This is a genomic window from Sphaerisporangium flaviroseum (assembly GCF_039537005.1).
GTDB lineage: Bacteria > Actinomycetota > Actinomycetes > Streptosporangiales > Streptosporangiaceae > Sphaerisporangium > Sphaerisporangium flaviroseum.
Map to the genome: position 1 here is coordinate 505,003 of NZ_BAAAZR010000001.1, position 22,009 is coordinate 527,011.

Genomic DNA, 22,009 nt, shown 5'->3' on the forward strand with positions numbered 1-22,009 from the left:
GTTTGTGGCCGGTGGGGCACCATGGATCGTGGTGATAGATGCCGTTTTAAGGGAAATGACGGTTTACCAACGCTGGCAGTGGGTCAGCCGACGACGATCCGGTAGGTGTGACCGGTGACCGCCTGGAAGACGGCGGTGTCACCCTCGACGGTGCAGGGCACACGGGTGCTGCAACCGCTCAGGAAGGCGGGGTTGCGCAGCCGCACCTCGCCGTCGTGGCCGGAGGTGAGCCGCACCTCCACGACCACGCCCTCCTTCCAGGTCACGCCCACGGTGTGGCCGCCCCGGGCGCGCAGCCCGTCGAAGGAGCCGTACGGCCAGGCGGACGGCAGCGCGGGGAGCACGTCGACCACGCCGGCGTGACTCTGCAGGAGCATCTCCGCGATCCCGGCCGTGGTCCCGAGGTTGCCGTCGATCTGGAACGGCGGATGCGTGCTCCACAGGTTGGGATGCGTGCTGTGCTTGAGCTGCTCGCGGAGCAGGCGGTGCGCCCGGTCTCCGTCGAGCAGCCGAGCCCACAGATTGATCTTCCAGGCCCTGCTCCAGCCGGTGCCGCCGTCCCCTCGGTGGTCGAGCGTGACCCGCGCCGCCTCGCCGTACTCCGTGCAGGGCCGGATGCGGCGGCCCGGGTGCAGCGCGAACAAGTGGCTGATGTGCCGGTGTGTGTCGTCCGGATCGTCCCAGTCTTCCCGCCACTCCTGGAGCTGCCCGAAGGATCCGACCCGCAGCCCCTCGTCCAGCTCGCCAAGGGCCTTCAGCAGGTGGTAGCCGGGGTCGATCCCCAGGTGGTCCGCCGCCTCGGCCGTGTTGGCCAGCAGGTCCCACACGATCTGCTGTGAGCTCGCCGCGCCCGCCGAGAAGGGCCCGTGCTCGGGCGAGTGGCTCGGGGAGACCACCAGGCCATGGTCCTCGGTCAGATTGTCCAGCCAGAAGCCCGCCGTCTCGCTGAGCAGAGGGTAGGCGTACTCGCGCAGGTAACGGACGTCGCCGTTGAACAGGTAGTGCTCGTAGACGTGCTGGGCCAGCCAGGCGTTCGCCTCGGGGAACCAGAAGGAGGTCGGCCAGTCGTGCACCCCGGTGAACCCGAACGGGTTGGTGTTCTGGTGGACCACCCAGCCGGACGCGCCGAACATGGTCGCGGCGGTGATCCTGCCCGGGGCGCGCAGCCGGTCGACGAAGCGCAGCAACGGCCGCACGCACTCGCCGAGCCCGGTCACCTCGGCCGGCCAGTAGTTCATCTGAAGGTTGATGTTGGTGTGCCAGTCGCCGTCCCAGGGCGGGGCGGGGCTGTCGTTCCACAAGCCCTGGAGATTGGCCGGCAGCGGCGAGTCCTGCCGTGAGGAGGCGATCAGCAGGTAGCGGCCGTAGGCGAACAGCAGCGTCTCCAGCGCCCGGTCGCCGGGGCCGCCGGCGCCGTACTGGGCGATCGCCTGGTCCGTCGGGACGGGCTCTCGCGCCGAGGCCGCGGCGCACCCGCCGATGTCCAGCCGGACGCGGTCGAACAGCTCCCGGTGATCGGCGACGTGCTCGGCGCGCAGGGCCGTGTAGCTCCGGGCGGACGCGCGGTCGACTCGTGAGGTGACCTCCTCGTGCGGGTCGGCCCCGCGGTACCCCGGATGCACGCCGGCGTAGTCGGTGCCCGCCGAGAAGACCAGCGTCACCGCGTCGGCGCCGTGAACGGCCACCGCTCCGTCCTGGTCCGTACGGCGGCCGCCCTCGGCCAGCACCTGGGCCTGCCCTTCGAAACGAAGGCCGTTGTCCTCCAGCTCTCCCCGGAAGGTCAGACGTCCCCGCTCCGGCCGTACCCGCGAGGCCGGCCGTATCCGGGGGGAGGCGAGGGCGGCGGCGAGCCGTACCGTCAGGGAGACCTGGCCGGGACGGTCGGCGGCCAGCCGTATGACGACCGCCTGCGCCGGGTGGCTGGCGAAGTGCTCACGCGTGAAGCGGACGCCGCCCGCGGTGTAGCGCACGGACGCGATCGCCGTGGTCAGGTCGAGCTCGCGACGGTAGTCGCGGACCTCGCCAGGCGTCCCGAAGTCGAGCAGCAGATCGCCGAAGGGCTGGTAGGCGCCGAACCCGGGGATGTGGCCGTCCATGCCGGCGACGTTGCCGAGCAGGCCGACCGCCTCGCCGGGCTCGATCCGGCCCTCCTCGGCGATCCGGCGCCTGACCTCGTCGAGGACGCCCGGCCGGGGGGACGGCCAGTCGCCGGACCCGTATCCCCGCCCGGCGTCCTTGGAACCGGGTCCGCCCGTCCACAGGGTGCTCTCGTTCAGGGATACGCGCTCGGTCCCGAGCCGCCCGAAGACCATCGCGCCGAGCCTGCCGCTCCCGATGGGCAGCGCGAGCCGTTCCCACGCGTCGTGCTCATCCGGCCCATCCGCAGGCCGGTCGTACCACAGGGTCAGCATGTCTCCCCGATCAGCATGATCAAATCAATCCTAACGGGGCAGATCAGAATTGGTTACAAGATGCGTTAACTATGGGTTGCTCGGTCATATCGGGTGACGGACCGGCGGATCGGGGTCACCAGGTGACGGGAAGCTCGATGAAGCCTCCGGTCAGCCGGCCTGTCCGGGTGCGCAGCCGCTGAAGGGGCGTGGCCAGTTCCAGCGTCGGGAACCACTGGAACAGGGTGCCGAACACCACCTGGAGTTCCACCCGCGCGAGGTTGGCGCCGATGCAGTGATGCTGGGCGTAGCCGAAGGCGACATGGGGATCCCCGGTCTCGCGGGCGATGTCGAAGACGTCCGGCTCGGCGAAGACGCCCTCGTCGCGGTTGGCCGCCCCGGGCAGGAGGAGCACCGCCTCGCCGGCCTCGATGGTGACCCCGGCGAACTCGATGTCCGCCTTGGCGTACCGGACGAGGCCGTGGTCGGACGGTGAGGCCATGCGCAGGATCTCCTCGACCACGGCCGGCGCGAGGGAGGGGTCGCTGGCCAGCGCGTCACGCTGGGTGAGGTCGCTGAGGAGGAAGACGACGCCGTAGTCGATGCGGTTGACCGTGGTCTCGTGCCCGGCGAACAGCAGGCCGGCGCCGAGGTCGGCGATCTCCTTGTCCTCGGCGTCCATGTTCGCCAGGTCGGAGAGCACGTCCTCGGCCGGGTTCCTGCGCTTCTCCACCACCAGGGCGTGGATGTAGGCGCTGAGCTCCTCCATCGCCGTCGCGGACGCCAGCGGGTCGTTCATGTTCGTCATGCCGTCCGACAGGGCGCGGAACCGCTCGCGGTCCTCGTACGGCACGCCGAGCAACTCGCAGATGACCAGCACGGGAAGCGGGAAGGAGAACCGTTCGTGCAGGTCGACCGGTGGCGTCATGGTCGCCACCTGGTCCAGGAGGTCGTCGACGAGGAACTGGATGTGGTCGGTCAGCGACTTCATCCGCCGGGCGGAGAACGCGGGGGCGAGGAGCCTGCGCATCCTCTCGTGCTCGGCCTTCTCGGTCGCGTAGTCGCCTCTCGGGCCGCCAAGGAGGGCCGAGCCGGAGATCCGCGGCGCGTTGCCGGGCTCGGGATGGGAACGGCCGAGACGGTCGTCGGCGAGCAACCGCCGCACCTCGTGGTACCCCGTGACCAGCCAGGCCTCGTCGCCGGCCTGGGTCCTCACCCGGCTTAGCGGCGCCTGCCTGCGCAACTCGTGGTACGCCGGTGGCACGTCCAGCGGGTTGCTCCGCGGGAACGGCAGCTGAGGGAGATCCGACACGATTGGCGCCCCTCTCGTCGGTTCGCATCCCACTCGCCGTCGCGAACGGGTCTTATCGACCGTCGCATTCGCGAGACGTTCCTGCAATGCCAATTGTCAAGACTTGTCATGACAGCTAGTGATGTCGGGAGATGAGATGAGGGGAGTCGCCGGCGAACCCCCGAACGGGGACCACCCTGGTGGTCCTGTCCGGCGTCAAGGCCTGAGCTAGTTGGCCGGGATGATGCCGAAGCCCACGGCGGCGATTACGACGGCGCCCAGGATCACCCGGTAGACGATGAACGGCGTGAAGCGGTGCGTGCTGATGTACCTGAGGAACCACGCGATGGCCGCGTAGCCGACGGCGAACGACACGAGGGTGGCGAGGATCGTCGGACCCCAGGCGGGCACCTCTCCCACGCCGATCTGGAACAGCTCCAGGACGCCCGACATGAGCACGGCCGGGATCGCCAGCAGGAACGAGTACTCCGCGGCCTCCTCGCGCCGGTAGCCGAGAAGCAGGCCGGCGCCGGTCGTGCCGCCGGACCGGGAGACGCCGGGGATCAGGGCCAGCGCCTGCGCCAGGCCGTAGGTCAGGGCGTGCGGCAGGTTCAGGTTCTTGTCGAGGGTCAGCTCGTTACGTGCCATACGGTCGGCCACCCACAGCAGCAGGCCGAAGACGATCAGGCAGCCGCCGACCAGGCGCAGGTCGCGCACGGTGGTCTCGATCTCGTCCTTGAACGCGAGGCCGAGCACGCCGATCGGGATGCTTCCGGCGATGACGTACCAGCCCATACGCGCCGCCGGTTCCTGCCGGAGGCCGGGGTTGAACAAGGACCGGGTCCAGGTGGAGATGATGTCCCAGATGCGCTTGCGGAAGTAGATCAGAACGGCGGTCTCGGTGCCGAGCTGGATGACGGCGGTGAAGGCGGCTCCCGGATCCTTCCAGCCGAAGAATGCGGACACCACCCTGATGTGCGCACTGGAGGAAATGGGGAGGAACTCCGTCAGCCCCTGCACCAGACCCAGCACGAGCGCCTCGAACCAGCCGATCAAAGAAAACACCTTCCGGGGGAGGGTCGCGACGAACCGTGCCGGCGACCATGTGGACGGACCAGGCGAGGCTAGCCGAAGTCTGGCATCGAGGTACTCGGCTGAATGACCGATCCGCCGCGGGAAGGCTTCAGGCGGGGGGCAGGGAGCCCGCCAGCTCGCCGGCCAGATCGGCGAGGCCGCACTGGCGCACCCCGTCGATCATCATGCGAAGGTCCTTCGTGACGCGGGCGGAGCGTACGTCCGCGGCGAGTGCGACCGCGCGGCGGGCCTGCTCCGTGCCGGTGTCACGCTCTCCCTCGCGCAGGCGCAGCACCGCGAGCCGGGTGAGGCAGCGTAGACCCGTGCGTGTGCGGTTCTCGCCGAGCCGCTCCAGCGCGGTCGCCAGGCGGACGCGCGCACGGGAGTCCTCGCCGAGCTGGAACAACGCCAGCCCCAGCGCGCTGTCGTGATGACCGGGAGAGACGGTGATGTGGCGTGCCCAGTCGGGCGCCACCGCCGGCTCCGCCCGGGCCAGCGCCTCCTCGGCCAGGCCGATGTGCCGTAACCCGCCCGGCCGGTCGCCCGCCGCGGCGCAGTGGCGGGCGGCCACGGCGTGCACGTTGGCCCGCTCGGCGCTGGAGATGCGCTCGTCGCCGAGCGCCAGCCGGAGGATCTCGACGCCGTCTCGCGGCCTGCCCATGTCGGCGAAGGCGACGGACAGGTCGAGCATGGTGTGGGCACGCAGATCGCGGTCGCCCCCGCGCGCCGCCGAGTCGAGGGCGAATGTCAGCAGCCTCGCCGCCCGCTCCATCTTCCCCTGGTCGTACGTCGCCCAGCCCACACGGTCGGCGAGCAGCGCCACGGCCGAGCAGAGCCGCTCGCGCGTGGCCTCGGTCATCGGCCTGTCCTGCAGTTTCACCGCCCACTCGAGAGACCCGCGGGCCATCGCGATGGCCGCGTTGCCTCCACGAGCGAGGTCCATGCGCATGTAGAGATCGGCGGCGGCTTCGACGGCCTGGACCTCGGGCAACCCGACATGTGACGGCGGCTCGGTGCCGAGGCCGTCGAGCAGGCGGGTCAGAGGCTCCCCGGTGGCGACACCCATGGAGGCCGCCGCGATGACTGAGAGTAAACCTCGCCTCTTCATATCATCGACGGTACCCATTTCGGGGGCGCAGACATCCGGGCTTCCCGTTGCGGCAAAGGGAAGCGCGAAGGCGCCGAGGGCGATCTCGTAATGGTGCATCAACGCGGGGGTGGCCTCGCGGTCTCCACGCTCGACTCGGCTGAGGTGACCTGCGGAGACGCCGGTCATGAGGGCGAGTGTACCGAGGCTGAGACCCGCGCGCCGACGGGCCGCGCGCAGATCCTCACCGATGGCCATGGTGGCTCCCCGTGTTGCGGCAATGACAGTGCGGCACCACAATGGCGGTGACACGCCGTTATCGAACCCTCACACTGACCGTAGCGCGGATGTCACTCGCGCAGACCGATGACGCCATAAATGGCGGGCCTGGGACGACGATTCCCGCGTCATGGGCCTTGGATTCGGAACAGAGGTCCTGGCCAGTGCGAAACTTCACCTCAGCCCTACGCCGGTACGCCGGCCCACCCCCGCTGTTACCCGAGCGCCAGAAAGAGGCGGCGGAGTGAGCCCGCCAACGGCCGACGAGTCCGGATGGATGGTGTTCCAGTCGGACACCGGCCGCTTCTGGGCGACGCGATTGCGCTTCGACGACGCGATCGAAGCCGCGGGGGTGTGGCGCACGGTGGACGCCGACGACGCGACGACCCTGGCCAAGCTGATCGCCGAGCAGGAACTACGTGCCCGCTCGGTGTCCTGAGGGCACCTGCATCAGCTCGGCCCCCGCGCGCGGCCTGGCGAAGCTCATACGTCGGAGCGGATCTCCGGGAGGTCGGTGAGCTCCCACTGGACGTGGTAGACGCCGTCGCGATCGACCTTGCGGTAGGTGTGGGCACCGAAGTAGTCGCGTTGCCCCTGGATCAGGGCCGCGGGCAGCCGCTCGGCGCGCAGCGCGTCGTAGTACGCGAGCGAGCTGGCGAAACCGGGGGCGGGGATGCCTCCCCTGACGGCCGCCACGGCGACGTCGCGCCACGCGTCCTGGGCGTCGCCCATCTCGGCGGCGAAGCGCTCGTCCGACAGCAGCGTGGGGACGTCCGGGTCGGCCTCGTAGGCCGCGCGGATGCGGTCGAGGAAGCGGGCTCTGATGATGCAGCCGTCCCGCCAGATGGCCGCCATCGCACCGAGGTCGATGTTCCAGCCGTACTCGTCGCTGCCCGCCTGGATCTGGTTGAAGCCCTGCGCGTAGGCGACCACCTTCGATGCGTACAGGGCCTGCTCGACGTCGTCGGCGAAGGAGTGGTCGAGGCGGCCGCCGGAGGGCCCGGGCAGGCCGCGTGCCACCCGGCGCATGTCCACATGGCCCGAGAGGGCGCGGGCGAAGACCGCCTCGGCGATGCCGGTGACCGGCACTCCGAGGTCGAGGGCCGCCTGGACGGTCCAGCGGCCGGTGCCCTTCTGCTCGGCCTGGTCGACGACGACGTCGACGAACGGCTCGCCGGTGGTGGGGTCGGTGTGCGAGAGCACCTTGGCGGTGATCTCGATGAGGTACGACTCCAGCCGGCCGGTGTTCCAGGTGCGGAAGGTCTCGGCGATCTCCACGGGTGACATGCCCACGCCCTTGCGGAGCAGGTCATAGGCCTCCGCGATGAGCTGCATGTCGGCGTACTCGATGCCGTTGTGCACCATTTTCACGAAATGTCCGGCACCGTCGGGGCCGACGTACGTACAGCACGGGACGCCGTCCACCTTGGCCGCGATGTCCTCCAGGATCGGCCCCAGCGACTTGTACGCCTCGGGCGACCCGCCGGGCATGATGCTCGGGCCTTCCAGCGCGCCCTGCTCGCCACCGGAGATGCCGACGCCGACGAAGTGGATGCCGGTCTCCTTGAGCGCCTTCTCGCGGCGCCGGGTGTCGGCGAAGTGGGCGTTGCCGCCGTCGATCAGGATGTCGCCGGGTTCGAGCAGCGGGGCGTACTCCTCGATGACCGCGTCGGTCGACTGCCCCGCCTTGACCATGATCACCATCTTGCGCGGCCGCGCCAGCGAGGCGACGAAGGCCTCCGGCGTCTCCGCAGGGATGAAGTCCCCCTCGTGGCCGAACTCCTCGATCAGCGCCTTGGTCTTCGCGGACGAACGGTTGTGCACGGCGACCACGTACCCGTGCCTGGCGAAATTGCGCGCGAGGTTCCGGCCCATGACCCCGAGTCCGGTGACGCCGATGACGGCCTGCTGTGCCATGTCCGATCACTCTCCTTTGATCTAGCAATACGCCGGGGACGGCCGCCGGGTTCGATCGGGCGAGCACGTGCGGTGGCGTATCCATGTAACCACGCGAGTGATCAGGCGCGTCCTGCGGTCAGTCCCGCAGCAACCTGGCGATCGGTGACTCGTCCAGGTGCTGGAGAAGATCGCGGCAGTCCTTGTACACGGCCTCCGCCCCGGCCTCCAGCAGCGACGCGGAGTCGATACCACCCGACCGCACGGCAACGATGCCGACCTTCGCCGACCGGGCGGCCAGTCCGTCCCACACGGTGTCGCCGAGCATGATCGCACCCTCGGACGGAAGGCCGGCCTTGTCGAGCGCCTGCTGTATCGGCTGGGGGTGCGGTTTCGACTTCTCGACGTCGCCGGCGTGAACCATGGCCGACACGGCGTCCTTCGCGCCGGTGACGCCTATCAGGCGCTCGGCCTCGTCCTCCGGGGCGCTGGTGGCGGCCACCACGACGAGGCCCCGATCGGCGAGTGTCCGCAGCAACTCGCCCGCGCCAGGTACGGGCCGCACCTCGTCGAGACGCGGCTTGTACAGCTCCGCGTGCGTGTCGGCGATCGCCTGCGCCTCCTCCTCGGTCGCATCCGGAAGCAGATAGTCGATCAGGTCCCGATCCGCGCGGCCGATGGCCCCATGGATGTCCACCATCAGGACGTCACGACCCTGCCGGCGGAAGCCCTCCCACCACGCGGCCACGTGCAGGTAGTTCGTGTCGACCAGGGTGCCGTCAATATCGAAGATCACTCCGCGTCGCATCGCTCACCATCCCTGTAATGCCCGAAACCTGCCCATCCCCCGCGCGCTCTGGGATCCCGCCACCGAAATGGCGGGAGTTCGCCCCTTACTGAGGACTTGACCCCACAACGAAGAGCAAGTGACACATGCCCGGTTCCGTACCCCGGAGTGCGGAAATACAACAAGCATCGCCGAGTGGGCAAGGAAGGATCTTGGCTCCGGGGCGGTGAGCAGCCTGAACAGGCGCCCCGGCTCAACCGGACGAACAGGAATCCTGCGTCGCGTCGATGCCCTTCAACTCCTCCTCGGAGACGGGAGCGGCCTTCAGCCCTCGCCAGTCGGAGCCGATCACCAGCACGAGCCTCGGCGTCACGGCGTCCTTGATCAGGGTGTTGCGGGAGACCAGGAGGTCGTCGGCCAGCGTCGGGACCCTGGCCTGCCCGTTCGTGGAGTACCCGATCGTCGTCTTCGGGTACGGCTTGCGCTTCGTGTCGCCGACCTGCACGACGGTGTATCCGCGCTGCTCGAGGCCGGCGGCGACCTGCGTTCCGAGGCCTCCGCGGTTGGTGCCGTTCTGCACCACGATCTCTATCTTGGACTTGGGCACCTTGCCCTGGCGGCCCGTTTTGATGTGCGAGCCCTCGATCTTCGTGTCGGTCGCCACGAGCCGGAAGAGCTGCTTGGCCTGGGGCTGCACCCACTCGACCCGGCCCGGCTGGGTGAGGGAGTAACGCCACGGGGTGGTGACGAACCGGATGTTCCCGGCGGCCAGCCCCTGCGCGCTCGCCGCCAGATCATTCATGACGCCCACGGTCAGCCGGGGGTCGGTCGTCACCGACTTGGTGGCCGCGTCGAGGAAGCGGAACAGCTTGGCCGGGTCGGACAGCGTGGCGCCGCTCATCGCCTTGTTGATCATCGAGGCGATGAACATCTGCTGCCGCTGGATACGGCCGATGTCGGACCCGTCCCCCAGGCTGTAGCGGGCGCGGACGTAACCGAGCGCCTGCTCACCCTTGACGGTCTGCCTCCCGGCGGCCAGGTGCAGCATCGCCTTCTTGTCGTCGATCGCCTTGGGCACGCAGATGTCGACGCCCCCGAGGGCGTTCACCATGCTCTTGAAGCCCGTGAAGTCGACCTTGGCGAAGTGGTCGATGTGGATCCCGGTGAGCGACTCGATCGTCTTCCAGGTGCAGGCGATGCCGCCGAAGTTGAACGACTCGTTGATCATGCCGACGTGGGGACGCTGCCCCGGCAGGCCGTTCTTGGGCTGGCAGGCGGGCAACTGGACCAGCGAGTCACGCGGGAAGCTGATGAGCAGCGCGTTGTCATGCTTGGGTGACACGTGCGCGAGGATGATCGTGTCGGTGCGCTCGCCCACTTCCCTGTGGCCGTACTTCGCGTTGGCGCCGGCACGCGTGTCGGAGCCCACGATCAGGACGTTCAGCGCCTTGCTCGCCTTGGCCGGACGCTTGCCGAGCTCCTTGGCGTCCACCTCAACGTGCTTGATGTTGCCGCTCAGTTTGGTGTACGCGCCGACCAGTGTCGCGCCGCCGGCCACGGAAACCCCCGCGACCGCGGCCACCAGGCACCACAGCCATGCCATCCAGTGCCGCTTCACCCTGCCGGGCGGCCCCGCCGCGGACTCGTGTCCGGGCTGGACAGCGCGCACATCGACAAGCCCGCCGTTCATTGTCCCCACGGAATGGCCAGGGCTGGTGGCCCAAGGCCACACGCCGACTCACAGGCACCGGATCCCACCGCCCGGCGAACCGCGAGCAAGTCTAGCGACGGCGAGGATATTTGTAGTCCGCTGTCTCCATATTCGCAGGAAATCCGGATTTTCCTGGACTACCAGCGCCCCCATGGACGGCATCGGGCCGGGTCCGGACCGGTCTTCAGGACCTCCCCGCGGTGGTCAGAACGCGCTCGTCCGCCGGGGGAACGTCCCGTTCTTTCTCGGCGGCCGAGCGGGCGAGGCGTCGGCCGAGACGCTGGGCCGGCCGCTCGACGAGGCGGTAGGTCACCGCGGCGCAGGCGATCACCGCGATGAACAGCACGGCCTCCCAGGCCAGCCGCTCGGCCAGCGGGATCCCCGAGGGGTCCATGGTGAGCCTCCTCACGACTTGCAGGACCAGGGGATGCAGCAGGTAGACGGAGTAACTCGCCAGGCCGAGCCAGACGAGAACGGGCGGGAAGGCGCGGTGGCGCAGGGCGAGGCCGGCGGCGAAGGTGAGCCATGCCGCGACGACGGCGGTGGACCAGCCCCACTTGAACGCCAGCTGCCCGGCCTCGGTCATGCCCCATCCCGGCCCGAGCCACACCGCCACGGCGACCGAGATCACCGGTACCAGGCCGATCATCCACCGCCACCGTGCCCACAGGGCGGGCGACCGCTCCATGCGGTAGATGGCCGTTCCGCCGAACATCGTCGCCAGGATGATGAGGCTCTGCCACGCGCCCACCCTGCTGTTGAAGGTGAGGAGCACGAGGGTGAGGACGGCGACGGCCGCGGCCCCGCGGGCCCGTACCCGAGGGTTCTCGCTCAGGACGGCGACGATCCCGCCGAGGAGCACGACCGCGGCGACGACGATCACGCCTCCTCCCACGGCGTGGGACAGCCAGCCCGCCGGTACGAGCGTGCCGGCGACGAGCGCGCACACCGCCAGGCTCAGCGAGGTGCCGGCGCTGGCCCGGTGGATCCGGAACACGAACATCGCGGTCACGAGCAGGTAGAACGCCATCTCGTACGAAAGGGTCCAGAAGACGTTGACGACGCTGGGCACCTGGAGCAGGTCCTGCAACATCGTCAGGTGCGCCAGGGCGAAGGACCACGGCTGCCCGGAGGCCTGGGCGGGCAGCGGCGTGTAGACGCCGATCAGCCCGAACACGGTGCCGGCCACCGCCACCATCGCCCACAGGGGGTAGAGGCGGAAGACACGGGTGATCCAAAAGCCCCGGACGCTACCGCGCCGCTCCAGGGACACCGGCACGACATAGCCACTGACCAGGAAGAACACCAGCACGCCGTACTGCCCGAAGTCGAACCACGGGCTGATCGAGCGGCGGATCTCCGGCAGCAGGGGATCCAGTGAGTGTTCGAAGACGACGATCAGCGCGGCGATCCCGCGCAGGGCGTCCAGCCAGGACTGCCGGGTGCCTCGGGATGCCGGTGGCGAGGGCGTCGAGCGGGTCGCGACATGCATTCGGCCTGGGCTACCCGCGATGTACCGGCGATTAACCCTGATTGCCGCGATTCACATCAAAGGTGATATTTGCCTCAAACGCTAGCCAGGCGCCTCCTCGCGGGAGTAATGGAGGAGGCCCGTGAGGACGTCCTCCAGGGTCACCACCCCGGTCACGGTGCCGTCGTCGTCGGTGATCGCGGCGAGCTGGGCCCGGCGCTTGCGTATCGTCGCCAGCACGTCGGCCAGTGTCGTACCGCGGTGCACGTGGGGCAGCGCGCGAGCCGGCAGGGGCTCGTCCGGCGCGTGCCCGTTGAGGGCGTCGAGGACGTGAAGGTACCCGCACAGCCGGCCCGGGCTTTCACCGCGTACGGGGAAGCGCGAGTGGCCGTAGCGGCCGGCGTACTCCTGGAGCTCGGCCGCGCGGGTCGTGGCGGGCACGCTGACGACCTCGCTGATCGGCACCATCACGGACTCGACCGGGCGGGCGTAAAGGCCGAGGGTGGCGATCATCCGGTCGTGCTCGTCCTGCTCCAGCAGCCGGTGCCTGCGCGACTCCTGGATGAGGGCGGGCATCTCATCTGAGGTGTAGACGGAACGGATCTCCTCGGTCGGCGGGATCTTCAGCACCCACAGGACGGCCGCGGCGATGGCGTTGATCCCGACCAGCAGTGGCCGGGTGGCGCGGGCGACGACGCGCAGCGGCGGTACGAGCCACAGGGCCGCCTTGTCCGGGATGGCCAGAGCCAGGTTCTTCGGCACCATCTCACCGATGATCACATGGGCGGAGACGACGATGAACAGGGCGAGGGCGAAGGCGGTCGGGTGGACCAGACCGTGGGGAAGGCCCAGGGCCGCGAACAGCGGCTCCAGGGCATGGGCCAGGACCGGCTCGCCGACGGCGCCGAGCGCCAGCGAGGCGAGGGTCACCCCAAGCTGGGCGGCGGCCAGCATGAGCGGGACCGCGTCCATGGCCGCGAGCACCGCGCGGGCCCGCCGGGAACCCTGCTTCGCCAGCGGTTCGATCTGCGTACGCCGGGCGGAGATCAGCGCGAACTCCGCGCCGACGAAGAAGCCGTTCACCGCCAGCAGCAGCACGATGGCCAGGACGTCCAGCAGCGTCATGGGCCGCTCCTGGCCACCGGGAAGCGGGCGGCCGTCATGAGGGCTCCTCCTCGGAGTCCGGGGCGGTGAGGGTGATCTGCTCGATCCGGTGGCGCCGCATGGTGTCGACCCTGAGGGTCCAGCCGTTGACGACCACGCTGTCCCCGGGGTCGGGGAGGCGGCCGAGGCGGCTGATCAGCAACCCGGCGAGGGTCTCGTACGGTCCTTCGGGCATCTGGAAGCCGGTGCGCTCCTCGGCCTCGTGGGCACGCAGGAGCGCGGGCACGGCCACCGAGGTCCCGGCGGGCAGGAAGGCGGACTCCGGCTCGCCAGAACCCTCCTCGGGCAGGTCGTACTCGTCGGCGATGTCGCCGATCAGCTCCTCCGCGAGGTCTTCCACGGTGACGATGCCGGCGAAGCCGCCGTACTCGTCGACCACCACGGCCATCTCCCGCCTGGCCGTGAACAGGCGCTCCTGCACGGTCGCCAGATCGAGTGACTCGGGCACCAGGACGGGCGGGCGCAGGATCGCCGCCACCCGCGTCGTCGAGCGCTCGGCCTCGGGCACGGCGAAGGCGTCGACCACGGTTGCCACGCCCACGATGTCGTCGAGCTGGCCCCCGGATACGGGGAGCCGCAGGTGGCGTTCGCGGCGGGCGAGGGTCAGGAACTCCGTGACGCTGGCGCCGTCGGTCACGGTGACGCAGTCCATCCGCGGGGTCATCGCCTCGGCGGCGGTCCTGTCCCCGAAGCGCAGCGCGCGGCGCAGCATGGCGGCGGTGCCGATGGGAAGGGCGCCGGCCTCGACCGACAGGCTCATCAGTAGGCTGAGCTCGTCAGGGGAACGCGCGGAGGCGAGCTCGTCCTGGGGCTCGGCGCCGAGCGCGCGCACGATGGCGTTCGCCGTCGCGTTGCAGGCCTTGATCAGCGGGGCGAACACCGCCGAGAAGATCCGCTGCGGGGGCGTGGAGATGCGGGCCACGGCCATGGGGCGGGACAGGGCGGCGTTCTTGGGAACCAGTTCGCCGAGCACCATCTGGCTCACCGTCGCGATGAGGAGGCCGAGCATCGCCGCGATGCTCTCCGTCACCCGGTCCGGCAGGTTGGGGATCCACGCCAAGAGAGGGCGTAGCAGGCCGGCGATGGCGGGCTCGGCCATGACGCCCAGCAGCAGTGAGGTGATCGTGATGCCGAGCTGGGCCCCGGAGAGCTGGAACGACAGCCGCCGGATCGCCGCCTGGATGCCCTGGGCCCCGCGGTCGCCCGCCGCGGCAAGCCGCTGGACCTCGCTCCGCTCGACGGTCACCAAGGAGAACTCGGCCGCGACGAAGAAGCCGTTCGCGATGACCAGGGCCAGCGCTCCAAGCAGATAGACCAGGTTGAGGATCACGGTGTCGCCCTCCCGCGAAGGCCGCTACATCAGTAGATCAGACCTTGCGACATGTTGCGTCTCCGCGGGCACCGTACCCGGGACGGCCCTTCGCCGGGGAGTCCCGCCGGCGGGAAATGGCCGGCCGCCTGGGCCCCGGGGTCGGGGAATTAACCGTAGGGGGGTATGGTTCCAGGGTAAGAGCGCAGGTTGCGAGTGGCGCTCGTGGCTCCGGAGCACGCACCATGGAGATGAGCGAGAGGAGAGGTCATGGCATCCGTCACCAGTGGACGGGCCGCAGGGGGCGGCGAGATCGAGCTGGTCATCGGCGGGATGACGTGCGCCTCCTGCGCCTCGCGCATCGAACGCAAGCTCAACAGGCTCGACGGCGTGACCGCGACGGTCAACTACGCCACGGAGAAGGCGAAGGTCGCCTACGGCGACGGTCTGCGTCCCGAAGACCTGGTGGCCGAGGTCGAGAAGGCGGGGTACTCCGCGGAGCTGCCCAGCGTGGAGCCGCCGGCCGAGGAGCTTGACGGGCTCGCCCCGCTACGGCGGCGGCTGATCATCTCGATCCTGCTCTCCGTCCCCGTGATCGCGATGGCCATGATCCCCGCCCTGCAGTTCGACCACTGGCAGTGGCTGTCGCTCACCCTGGCCGCCCCGGTCGTGGTCTACGGCGGCCTGCCGTTCCACCAGGCCACGCTCACCAACTTGCGGCATGGCACGGCCACGATGGACACCCTGGTCTCGCTGGGCACGCTGGCCGCGTTCGGCTGGTCGCTGTGGGCGCTCTTCTTCGGTACGGCCGGAATGCCCGGCATGCGGCACGGATTCGAGTTCACGCTCAGCCGGGGGGACGGGGCAGGGAACATCTACCTCGAGGCCGCCGCCGGCGTGGTGACCTTCATCCTGGCCGGTCGCTACTTCGAGGCCAGGTCCAAGCGCCGGGCGGGAAGCGCGCTGCGGGCCCTGATGGAGATGGGGGCCAAGGACGTCGCCGTCGTACGGGCCGGCCGTGAGGAGCGGATCCCGATCGACCGGCTGGCCGTCGGTGACGCCTTCCTCGTACGGCCGGGGGAGAAGATCGCGACCGACGGGGTGGTCGAGGAGGGCGCCTCGGCGGTCGACGCCTCGATGCTCACCGGAGAGTCCACCCCGGTCGAGGTCGGTCCCGGGGACATCGTGACCGGCGCGACCGTCAACGCGGGCGGCCGCCTGGTGGTGCGCGCGACCCGCGTCGGCGCCGACACCCAGCTCGCCCAGATGGCCCGGCTGGTCGAGGACGCGCAGAACGGCAAGGCCGAGGTCCAGCGGCTGGCCGACCGGATCTCCGCCTTCTTCGTGCCCATCGTCATCGCCCTGTCGGCCGGCACGCTCGGCTTCTGGCTCGGCACCGGGAACGGCGCCGTCGCGGCCTTCACGGCGGCGGTGGCCGTACTGATCATCGCCTGCCCGTGCGCGCTCGGCCTCGCCACGCCTACGGCCCTGATGGTCGGCACGGGGCGCGGGGCGCAACTCGGGATCCTGATCAGGGGGCCGGAGGTCCTGGAGTCGACCCGGCGGGTGGACACGATCGTCCTCGACAAGACGGGCACCGTGACCGCCGGCCGTATGACGCTGGCCGGCATCACCACCGCCCCCGGCGAGGACCGCGACGAGGTGCTGCGACTCGCGGGGGCACTGGAATCCGCCTCCGAGCACCCGATAGCCCAGGCCATCACCAAAGCGGCCACCGAGCGCGGTGCGGCCACCGAGCGCGGTGGGGCTGCCGAGCGCGGTGCGGGCCCCGGGAGCGCTGCGGGCGCCGGGAGCGTGGCGGACGCAGGGAGTGTGGCGGGCCTCCCTGGCATCGAGGGGTTCGCCGGCATCGAGGGTCTCGGCGTGCAGGGGGTGGTCGACGGCCGCGCGGTGCTGGTCGGCAGGCCTCGGCTGCTGGCTGAGGCGTCGCAGCACCTCCCGGTCGAACTGGAGCGCGCCGTCGCCGAGGCACTGGCACGCGGGGAGACGGCCGTCGCCGTCGGCTGGGACGGAAAGGCGCGGGCCGTGCTCACCGTCGCCGACGTCGTCAAGCCGACCTCGGCCGAGGCGATCGCACGGCTGAAGCGGCTCGGGCTGCGTCCGGTGCTGCTGACCGGCGACAACCAGGCGGTGGCGGAGAACGTGGCCGCCTCGGTCGGCGTGCCCGTCGAGGACGTGATCGCCGATGTGCTGCCCGCGGGGAAGGTCGACGTGGTCAAGCGGCTCCAGGCGGAGGGCCGGGTCGTGGCCATGGCCGGAGACGGCGTCAACGACGCGGCGGCGCTCGCCCAGGCGGACCTGGGCATGGCCATGGGCACCGGCACCGACGTGGCCATCGAGGCGTCCGATCTGACCCTGGTACGAGGCGATCTGCGGGTGGCCGCGGACGCGATCCGGCTGTCCCGCCGCACGCTCCGCACGATCAAGGGCAACCTGTTCTGGGCCTTCGCCTACAACGTGGCGGCCATCCCGCTGGCGGCGTCCGGGCTGCTGTCACCGATGATCGCGGGCGCCGCGATGGCGTTCTCCTCGGTCTTCGTCGTCACCAACAGCCTCCGCCTCCGCCGCTTCACCCCGCTCTCCTGACCGTCCCGGCGGTGGAACCCCCACAGCCGTGGGGACGGCGCGTCGGGCTCATATGTGGTCTCATGTCTCGGCCCTTGGCCTCCCGAACAAGACCGTCCACCCGGCCATTCCGTCGCAAGTAAAGATCGGTGCTGCGTCGCTCGCACCTGCCGGGACCAGTGGGTGGCGGCGGGGTGAGGGTTCCATCTCGGGGTGGCGGTGGGGCCACACGCGCCCGGAGGACTTCTGTGCCGGGAGCACAACGTGCATCACCCAGTGGTGTGGCAGTTTCACAGCATGTCGCGATGGCTCGTCGCCTTGCGTTCCTCCGGTGCCCGCCGGGCCGGCCCGTACTCCTTGGACGCGCTGCCGATCGTGGTCAACTCCATCGCCGTACCCCCGCCGATCGTGGTCAACTCCATCGCCGTACCCCCGCCGATCAGGGACCGGCCCGCCTCCGGCCGTACCGCGACGATCGCCTCTTCGGCTGCCGTATTGGCATTATCCGGTGTATCCGGAATATTGCTATTGGGCACGTGCCGTTAATGCCGCCCTAAAAGGCGATTACAAACATCACGATATGTCCTACTTTGCTCGGTAGGGCCATGAATCGTGGAGGTCTGATGGATCGTCTGGGCGGCTCCGAAGAGCCGGACAGCTCCTCGAGCAAGTCCGACCGGCCCCGGAACCGCGGCCCTTCGGCCGGCGTCGAGGAGTTCGCCTCCGCCCTCAACGATCTGGCCCTCGGCGGTGACGGCTGGCGGTCCATACTGCAACGGATCGCGGATGAGACCGGCAGGGCGGCCCGCCTGATCGGCGTACACGGTGGCGTTTTCCACGCCACCGATGGGGGCGACGCCACGATGAGCCCCGCGGAGGTGGCGCGCGCCTTCGCCGAGGCCGGCCCGGTGCGCGTGGTGTGCCCGGACGGATGGCAGGCACGCGCCCTCGCGGTATGGGCGGGCCAGCGCCGAGTGGGCCTGCTGCTGCTGGCCGAGCCCCTGCCCGACCATGTGCTCCCCTACCTGCGGGCCTCCTCGACCGCGGTCGCCATCGAGGCCGTACGCCGGGACGCCTCCGCCGTGGCCAAATCGGAGACGGCGAGCAGGCTCATCGACGAGCTGCGCTTCGGCGCGCTGCGCGGCACCGAGGAGGTGACGCGGACGGCGGCGAGATTCGGGGTCCACCTCGACCAGCCCCATGCGGCCACCGTCTTCGCCTACGACGGCCCCAACCGGCGTACCTGGTCCACAGCGCTTTCCTGGCTGGAGATGCCGGTCAGGCAGAAGGGCGTGGAGGGCTGGACGGTCCTGGCCGGGGACATCCAGCGCGAGGTGACCCGGATCCGGGTCCGCCTGCAGGGGATGGTGGGCGACGGGACCGTGCTCGCCGCGACGGGGCCGGTGGTCTCGGACCCCGCGCAGACGCCCCGCTCGTTCAGGGACGCGGAGACCGTGCTCGGCCTGCTCAGGAGGCGTCCCGGCGAGACCGAGCTGCTGCATTCGTCGCTCGGGCTGGCGCAGTTGCTGCTCGCCGTGCCGCCGGACCGGCTCCAGGCGTTCGTCGACCAGCAGCTCGGGCCGATCCTGGACCGGCCCGAGCTGATCTTGACCCTCGACGCGTGGCTCGCCACCAGAGGCAGCCGGGCGGCGGTCGCCGACCTGCTGCACCTGCACCGCAACTCCGTGGGCTACCGGATCGGCCAGATCCGCCAGCTCCTCGGCTCCGACCCCCTTGACCCGGCCACGGCCCATCACCTGCAGACCGCGCTTACCGCCCGCGAATTGCTGCACGTTTTTTCGGAAAACACATGATAAATGCCGATATATCTTCGCCTGTCCTTTTGGAGGCACCGCGATGAAACCAGGAATACGAGCATGCCTCGCGATCACCGTCGCCCCGGTACTGCTGCTCACCGCCTGCGGGGGGAGCGGCGGCGGTGGCTCGACGACGTCCGGCGGGTCGCCGGCGGCGGTGAAGAAACAGCCGGACGTGAACGGGGACGGGAAGGTCGTGATCGCGATCATGAGTCCCGGTGACACGCAGGACAACGGCTATTACCAGAGCTTCGTCGACGACGCCGACAAGGTCGCCAGGGAGAACGGCTGGGAGGTCAGGACGCTGGACAAGCTCAACCCGGCGGACGCGGTGGCCCAGGCGCGCAATCTGTGCCGGCAGCGCGTGGACCTGATCGCCATCGGCGCCAGCGAACTCAAGGACGCGCTGACCGCGGCTCCGGAGCCCCAGTGCAAGGAGGTCCACTGGTATGTCAACGGGGGTGGCGGCGTCCAGCAGACGCAGTACTTCTCGCAGTCGCAGGACAAGGTGAACGAGTCCCTTTACGCCGCCGGGTACGCCGCGGGACTGTTGCTGAAGGAGGCGGGCGGCACCAAGGCGGGCTACATCACCGGCCCGGAGCTGGATTTCTCCAAGCAGGCGGCCAAGGCGTTCCGCGTGGGCATCCAGGCCGTCGTGCCGAAGGCCGAGCTGGTCACGACCTACACCGGTGACTTCGACGACTCGGCCAAGGCCAAGGAGGCGTTCGAGGCCCAGAAGGGCCAGGGGATCAAGATTGTCTACCCCTATCTCGGTGGCGCCACCGACGCGGTCACCCAGCAGGCCAATGCCGCCGGGATCCCGGCGCTGACCCCCGGCACCGACCGGTGCGCGGACACGACCACCAAGTACGCCGTGTCCGTCATCTTCAGCCCGGGTGCGTACTTCGCCGCCGCACTAGCGGACTTCAAGGCAGGAACGCTGAAGATGGGCAGCGCCCGGGTGTGGAAGATGGGCGTCGACCCGGTGCCCACGGTCAAGATCTGCCGACCGGCGGACGACCAGCAGCAGAAGGTGGACCAGGTCATGAAGGACATGGGCACAGGGAAACTGGATGTCGACGCCACCGTCAACAGAGCCCAGTAAGCCCCCCGGGTCCCCAGCGGGCACCTCTGGGTCCCCACCGGGCACCTCAGGGCCCTCACCGGATTCCGGGCCCCCGCCGGGCGCCTCAGGGATCCCGCCGGACATGCCCGGGACCCCACCGGACTTCTCCGGGACGGCCGTGGACGGTACCGCGGTGGGCCCGGATACGGCCGGAGGATTCGGGGGTCCCATTGCGGTGGAGATGCGGGGGATCCGGAAGCGCTACGGCTCGGTCGTCGCCTGTGACGACGTCTCCCTGAGCGTGGGCAGCGGTGAGATCCACGGCCTGCTGGGGCAGAACGGCGCGGGCAAGAGCACGCTGATGAGGATCCTCGCCGGGCTCGTCAGGCACGACTCCGGCGAGATCGTGATCGGCGGGCGTCCGGTGGCCGTAGAGGACGCGGAGGTTGCGGCACGGCTGGGAATCTCCATGGTCCATCAGCACTTCAGCCTGATCGGTCGGATGCGGGTCTGGGAGAACGTCACCCTCGGGGAACGCGGCCGGGTGGACCGCGACCGGATACGGCGGCTGGTCGTGGAGGTCGGTGAACGGTACGGCCTGGCCGTGGACCCGGACGCGCGCGTCGAGGACCTGTCCACGGGCGAACGCCAGCGCGTCGAGATCGTCAAGTGCCTGAGGCGCGACCCTCGGGTGCTGATACTCGACGAGCCGACCTCGGTGCTGACGCTCAAGGAGTCGAGGGAACTGTTCTCGGTGCTGCGTCGGGTGACGCGTGACGAGCACAGGACCGTCATCCTGATCAGCCACAAGCTGGACGAGATCCTGCACGCCACCGACCGGGTGACCATCATGCGCGGTGGCGCGGTCGTTGCCAGGCACGCCACCGCCGAGACCGGCGTACGCCTGCTGGCCCGGGAGATGATCGGCCGGGAACTCTCCCGCTGGACCACAGCCTCCGCGATCGGCGCCACAGAATCCCTCCCCCCACGACCCACCGAGCGACCACCCCCTCCCGCCCCAGACCAAGCGCCACCCCCACAACTCGTCGACCCCCTCGAACCGGAACCGGAACCGGAACCGGGAGCGGGGCGGGGAGTTGAACCAGCAGTGGGATCGGGACCGGCAGCGGGATCGGGACTGGCAGCGGGGCCGGGACTGGTAGCGGGATCGGGACTGGTAGCGGGATCGGGACCGGTAGCGGGGCCGGGACTGGCAGCGGGAGCGGGACTGGCAGCGGGAGCGGGAGTTGAACCGGCGGCGGCACCGGCACCGGCGGCGGGATCGGGGTCAGGACTGGGATCTGGAGCGGGGTTGTGGGAAGTGCGGTTGCGGGTGGTGGAGGCTTGTGCTTCCGCGGGGGACGGTCGTCCGTTGTTGCGTGGGCTTTCTCTGGAAGTGCGGGCGGGAGAGATCCTGGGCGTGGCCGGAGTGGAGGGGAACGGTCAGGCGGCACTCGGTGACCTTCTCTCCAGCCTTCTGGAACTGGACTCCGGCTCCGTCGAGGTGTGCGGCCGTGCCGTGCCCGCCGGAACCCCGGGCGCGATGCACAGAGCAGGCGTCGGCGTGGTCCCCGAAGATCGGCACGGCTCCGGCTGTGTGCTGGACATGAGCGTCGCGGAGAACCTCATGCTCGCCGATATCGACCGTGTCACCTCCGGTCTGTTCGTCAGCCCGCGCCGCCTCCGGGCCAGGGCGGAGAAGCTGATCGAGGACTTCGCCATCGTGACCCCCTCGGCGCGAACACCCCTGCGCCTCCTGTCGGGCGGCAACCAGCAGAAGGTCGTCCTCGCCCGTGAACTGGCCGCCGATCCGAAGGTGCTCGTGGTGGCCCAGCCGACCCGCGGCCTCGACGTCGGAGCGATCGAGTACATGACGGAACGGATCCACCGGGCGGCACGAAGCGGCATGGCCGTGCTGCTGATGTCCACGGAACTGGAGGAGATCCTCACCCTCGCCGACCGCGTGGCGATCATCCATCGTGGCGCGATCGTGGGCGAGATGCCGCGCGCGAACCTCGACCTCGAACGCCTCGGACTGATGATGGGAGGCCACACCACATGAGCCCCCCCACCCTGCGGCT

Annotated in this window: 16 protein-coding genes; 5 read left to right on the forward strand and 11 right to left on the reverse strand. The window is 69.9% G+C overall.

Annotation, left to right across the window (positions count from 1 at the left end):
• Positions 1-83: 83 nt before the first annotated feature.
• From ABD810_RS02525 to ABD810_RS02540, 4 genes are all read right to left on the reverse strand, one after another.
• Positions 84-2,411 (reverse strand): glycoside hydrolase family 95 protein, encoded by a 2,328-nt coding sequence (locus ABD810_RS02525; protein ID WP_344933667.1) that lies wholly within the window; start codon positions 2,409-2,411, stop codon positions 84-86.
• Between the two features lie 115 nt (positions 2,412-2,526).
• On the reverse strand, positions 2,527-3,702 hold the full coding sequence (locus tag ABD810_RS02530) for a cytochrome P450 (RefSeq protein WP_344933669.1): 1,176 nt from the start codon (positions 3,700-3,702) through the stop codon (positions 2,527-2,529).
• A 207-nt stretch (positions 3,703-3,909) separates the two neighbouring features.
• The gene (locus tag ABD810_RS02535; RefSeq protein ID WP_344933671.1) at positions 3,910-4,746 is read right to left on the reverse strand and encodes an undecaprenyl-diphosphate phosphatase; all 837 of its coding nucleotides are present in this window, start codon (positions 4,744-4,746) and stop codon (positions 3,910-3,912) included.
• 118 nt (positions 4,747-4,864) lie between these two features.
• Complete coding sequence (locus tag ABD810_RS02540; RefSeq protein ID WP_486387621.1) at positions 4,865-6,100, reverse strand: helix-turn-helix domain-containing protein; 1,236 nt, start codon at positions 6,098-6,100, stop codon at positions 4,865-4,867.
• Positions 6,101-6,365: 265 nt separating this feature from the next.
• On the opposite strand from ABD810_RS02540, the gene ABD810_RS02545 reads away from it, so the two are divergent.
• Positions 6,366-6,560: a hypothetical protein gene (locus tag ABD810_RS02545; RefSeq protein ID WP_344933676.1), complete on the forward strand. Its 195-nt coding sequence runs from the start codon at positions 6,366-6,368 to the stop codon at positions 6,558-6,560.
• Positions 6,561-6,604: 44 nt separating this feature from the next.
• On the opposite strand, the gene gndA is transcribed toward ABD810_RS02545, so the two are convergent.
• The 6 genes from gndA to ABD810_RS02575 all read right to left on the reverse strand — a co-directional run bounded on the left by gndA (position 6,605) and on the right by ABD810_RS02575 (position 14,480).
• Positions 6,605-8,038, reverse strand: a complete 1,434-nt coding sequence (gene gndA / locus ABD810_RS02550; protein ID WP_344933680.1) for an NADP-dependent phosphogluconate dehydrogenase — start codon at positions 8,036-8,038, stop codon at positions 6,605-6,607.
• A 118-nt stretch (positions 8,039-8,156) separates the two neighbouring features.
• Entirely contained in the window at positions 8,157-8,825 is a 669-nt protein-coding gene (locus ABD810_RS02555) for an HAD family hydrolase (RefSeq protein ID WP_344933682.1), read from the reverse strand.
• Between the two features lie 232 nt (positions 8,826-9,057).
• Positions 9,058-10,494, reverse strand: a complete 1,437-nt coding sequence (locus tag ABD810_RS02560; protein ID WP_344933684.1) for an LCP family protein — start codon at positions 10,492-10,494, stop codon at positions 9,058-9,060.
• Positions 10,495-10,699: 205 nt separating this feature from the next.
• Positions 10,700-12,007: an acyltransferase family protein gene (locus ABD810_RS02565; protein WP_344933686.1), complete on the reverse strand. Its 1,308-nt coding sequence runs from the start codon at positions 12,005-12,007 to the stop codon at positions 10,700-10,702.
• 81 nt (positions 12,008-12,088) lie between these two features.
• On the reverse strand, positions 12,089-13,111 hold the full coding sequence (locus tag ABD810_RS02570) for a hemolysin family protein (RefSeq protein ID WP_344933688.1): 1,023 nt from the start codon (positions 13,109-13,111) through the stop codon (positions 12,089-12,091).
• Positions 13,112-13,145: 34 nt separating this feature from the next.
• Positions 13,146-14,480, reverse strand: a complete 1,335-nt coding sequence (locus ABD810_RS02575) for a hemolysin family protein (RefSeq protein ID WP_344933690.1) — start codon at positions 14,478-14,480, stop codon at positions 13,146-13,148.
• Between the two features lie 249 nt (positions 14,481-14,729).
• On the opposite strand from ABD810_RS02575, the gene ABD810_RS02580 reads away from it, so the two are divergent.
• Positions 14,730-17,066: a heavy metal translocating P-type ATPase gene (locus tag ABD810_RS02580; protein ID WP_344933692.1), complete on the forward strand. Its 2,337-nt coding sequence runs from the start codon at positions 14,730-14,732 to the stop codon at positions 17,064-17,066.
• Between the two features lie 269 nt (positions 17,067-17,335).
• Here ABD810_RS02580 and ABD810_RS02585 read toward each other — a convergent pair whose 3' ends face one another.
• Entirely contained in the window at positions 17,336-17,467 is a 132-nt protein-coding gene (locus tag ABD810_RS02585) for a hypothetical protein (RefSeq protein ID WP_344933694.1), read from the reverse strand.
• A 201-nt stretch (positions 17,468-17,668) separates the two neighbouring features.
• Here ABD810_RS02585 and ABD810_RS02590 point away from each other — a divergent pair, with 201 nt between their 5' ends.
• The 3 genes from ABD810_RS02590 to ABD810_RS02600 all read left to right on the forward strand — a co-directional run bounded on the left by ABD810_RS02590 (position 17,669) and on the right by ABD810_RS02600 (position 21,990).
• The gene (locus ABD810_RS02590) at positions 17,669-18,859 is read left to right on the forward strand and encodes a PucR family transcriptional regulator (protein WP_344933697.1); all 1,191 of its coding nucleotides are present in this window, start codon (positions 17,669-17,671) and stop codon (positions 18,857-18,859) included.
• A gap of 43 nt (positions 18,860-18,902) precedes the next feature.
• Entirely contained in the window at positions 18,903-19,967 is a 1,065-nt protein-coding gene (locus ABD810_RS02595; RefSeq protein WP_344933698.1) for a BMP family ABC transporter substrate-binding protein, read from the forward strand.
• A gap of 103 nt (positions 19,968-20,070) precedes the next feature.
• Entirely contained in the window at positions 20,071-21,990 is a 1,920-nt protein-coding gene (locus ABD810_RS02600) for an ABC transporter ATP-binding protein (protein ID WP_344933701.1), read from the forward strand.
• Positions 21,991-22,009 lie beyond the last annotated feature (19 nt).

Bases quoted from the DNA above. Each gene is read 5' to 3' on its own strand.
- ABD810_RS02525 (WP_344933667.1), bottom strand. From the start codon at position 2,411: ATGCTGACCCTGTGGTACGACCGGCCTGCGGATGGGCCGGATGAGCAC.
- ABD810_RS02540 (WP_486387621.1), bottom strand. From the start codon at position 6,100: ATGGCCATCGGTGAGGATCTGCGCGCGGCCCGTCGGCGCGCGGGTCTC.
- gndA (WP_344933680.1), bottom strand. From the start codon at position 8,038: ATGGCACAGCAGGCCGTCATCGGCGTCACCGGACTCGGGGTCATGGGC.
- ABD810_RS02555 (WP_344933682.1), bottom strand. From the start codon at position 8,825: ATGCGACGCGGAGTGATCTTCGATATTGACGGCACCCTGGTCGACACG.
- ABD810_RS02560 (WP_344933684.1), bottom strand. From the start codon at position 10,494: ATGAACGGCGGGCTTGTCGATGTGCGCGCTGTCCAGCCCGGACACGAG.
- ABD810_RS02565 (WP_344933686.1), bottom strand. From the start codon at position 12,007: ATGCATGTCGCGACCCGCTCGACGCCCTCGCCACCGGCATCCCGAGGC.
- ABD810_RS02570 (WP_344933688.1), bottom strand. From the start codon at position 13,111: ATGACGCTGCTGGACGTCCTGGCCATCGTGCTGCTGCTGGCGGTGAAC.
- ABD810_RS02580 (WP_344933692.1), top strand. From the start codon at position 14,730: ATGGCATCCGTCACCAGTGGACGGGCCGCAGGGGGCGGCGAGATCGAG.
- ABD810_RS02585 (WP_344933694.1), bottom strand. From the start codon at position 17,467: ATGGAGTTGACCACGATCGGCGGGGGTACGGCGATGGAGTTGACCACG.
- ABD810_RS02590 (WP_344933697.1), top strand. From the start codon at position 17,669: ATGGATCGTCTGGGCGGCTCCGAAGAGCCGGACAGCTCCTCGAGCAAG.
- ABD810_RS02595 (WP_344933698.1), top strand. From the start codon at position 18,903: ATGAAACCAGGAATACGAGCATGCCTCGCGATCACCGTCGCCCCGGTA.
- ABD810_RS02600 (WP_344933701.1), top strand. From the start codon at position 20,071: ATGCCCGGGACCCCACCGGACTTCTCCGGGACGGCCGTGGACGGTACC.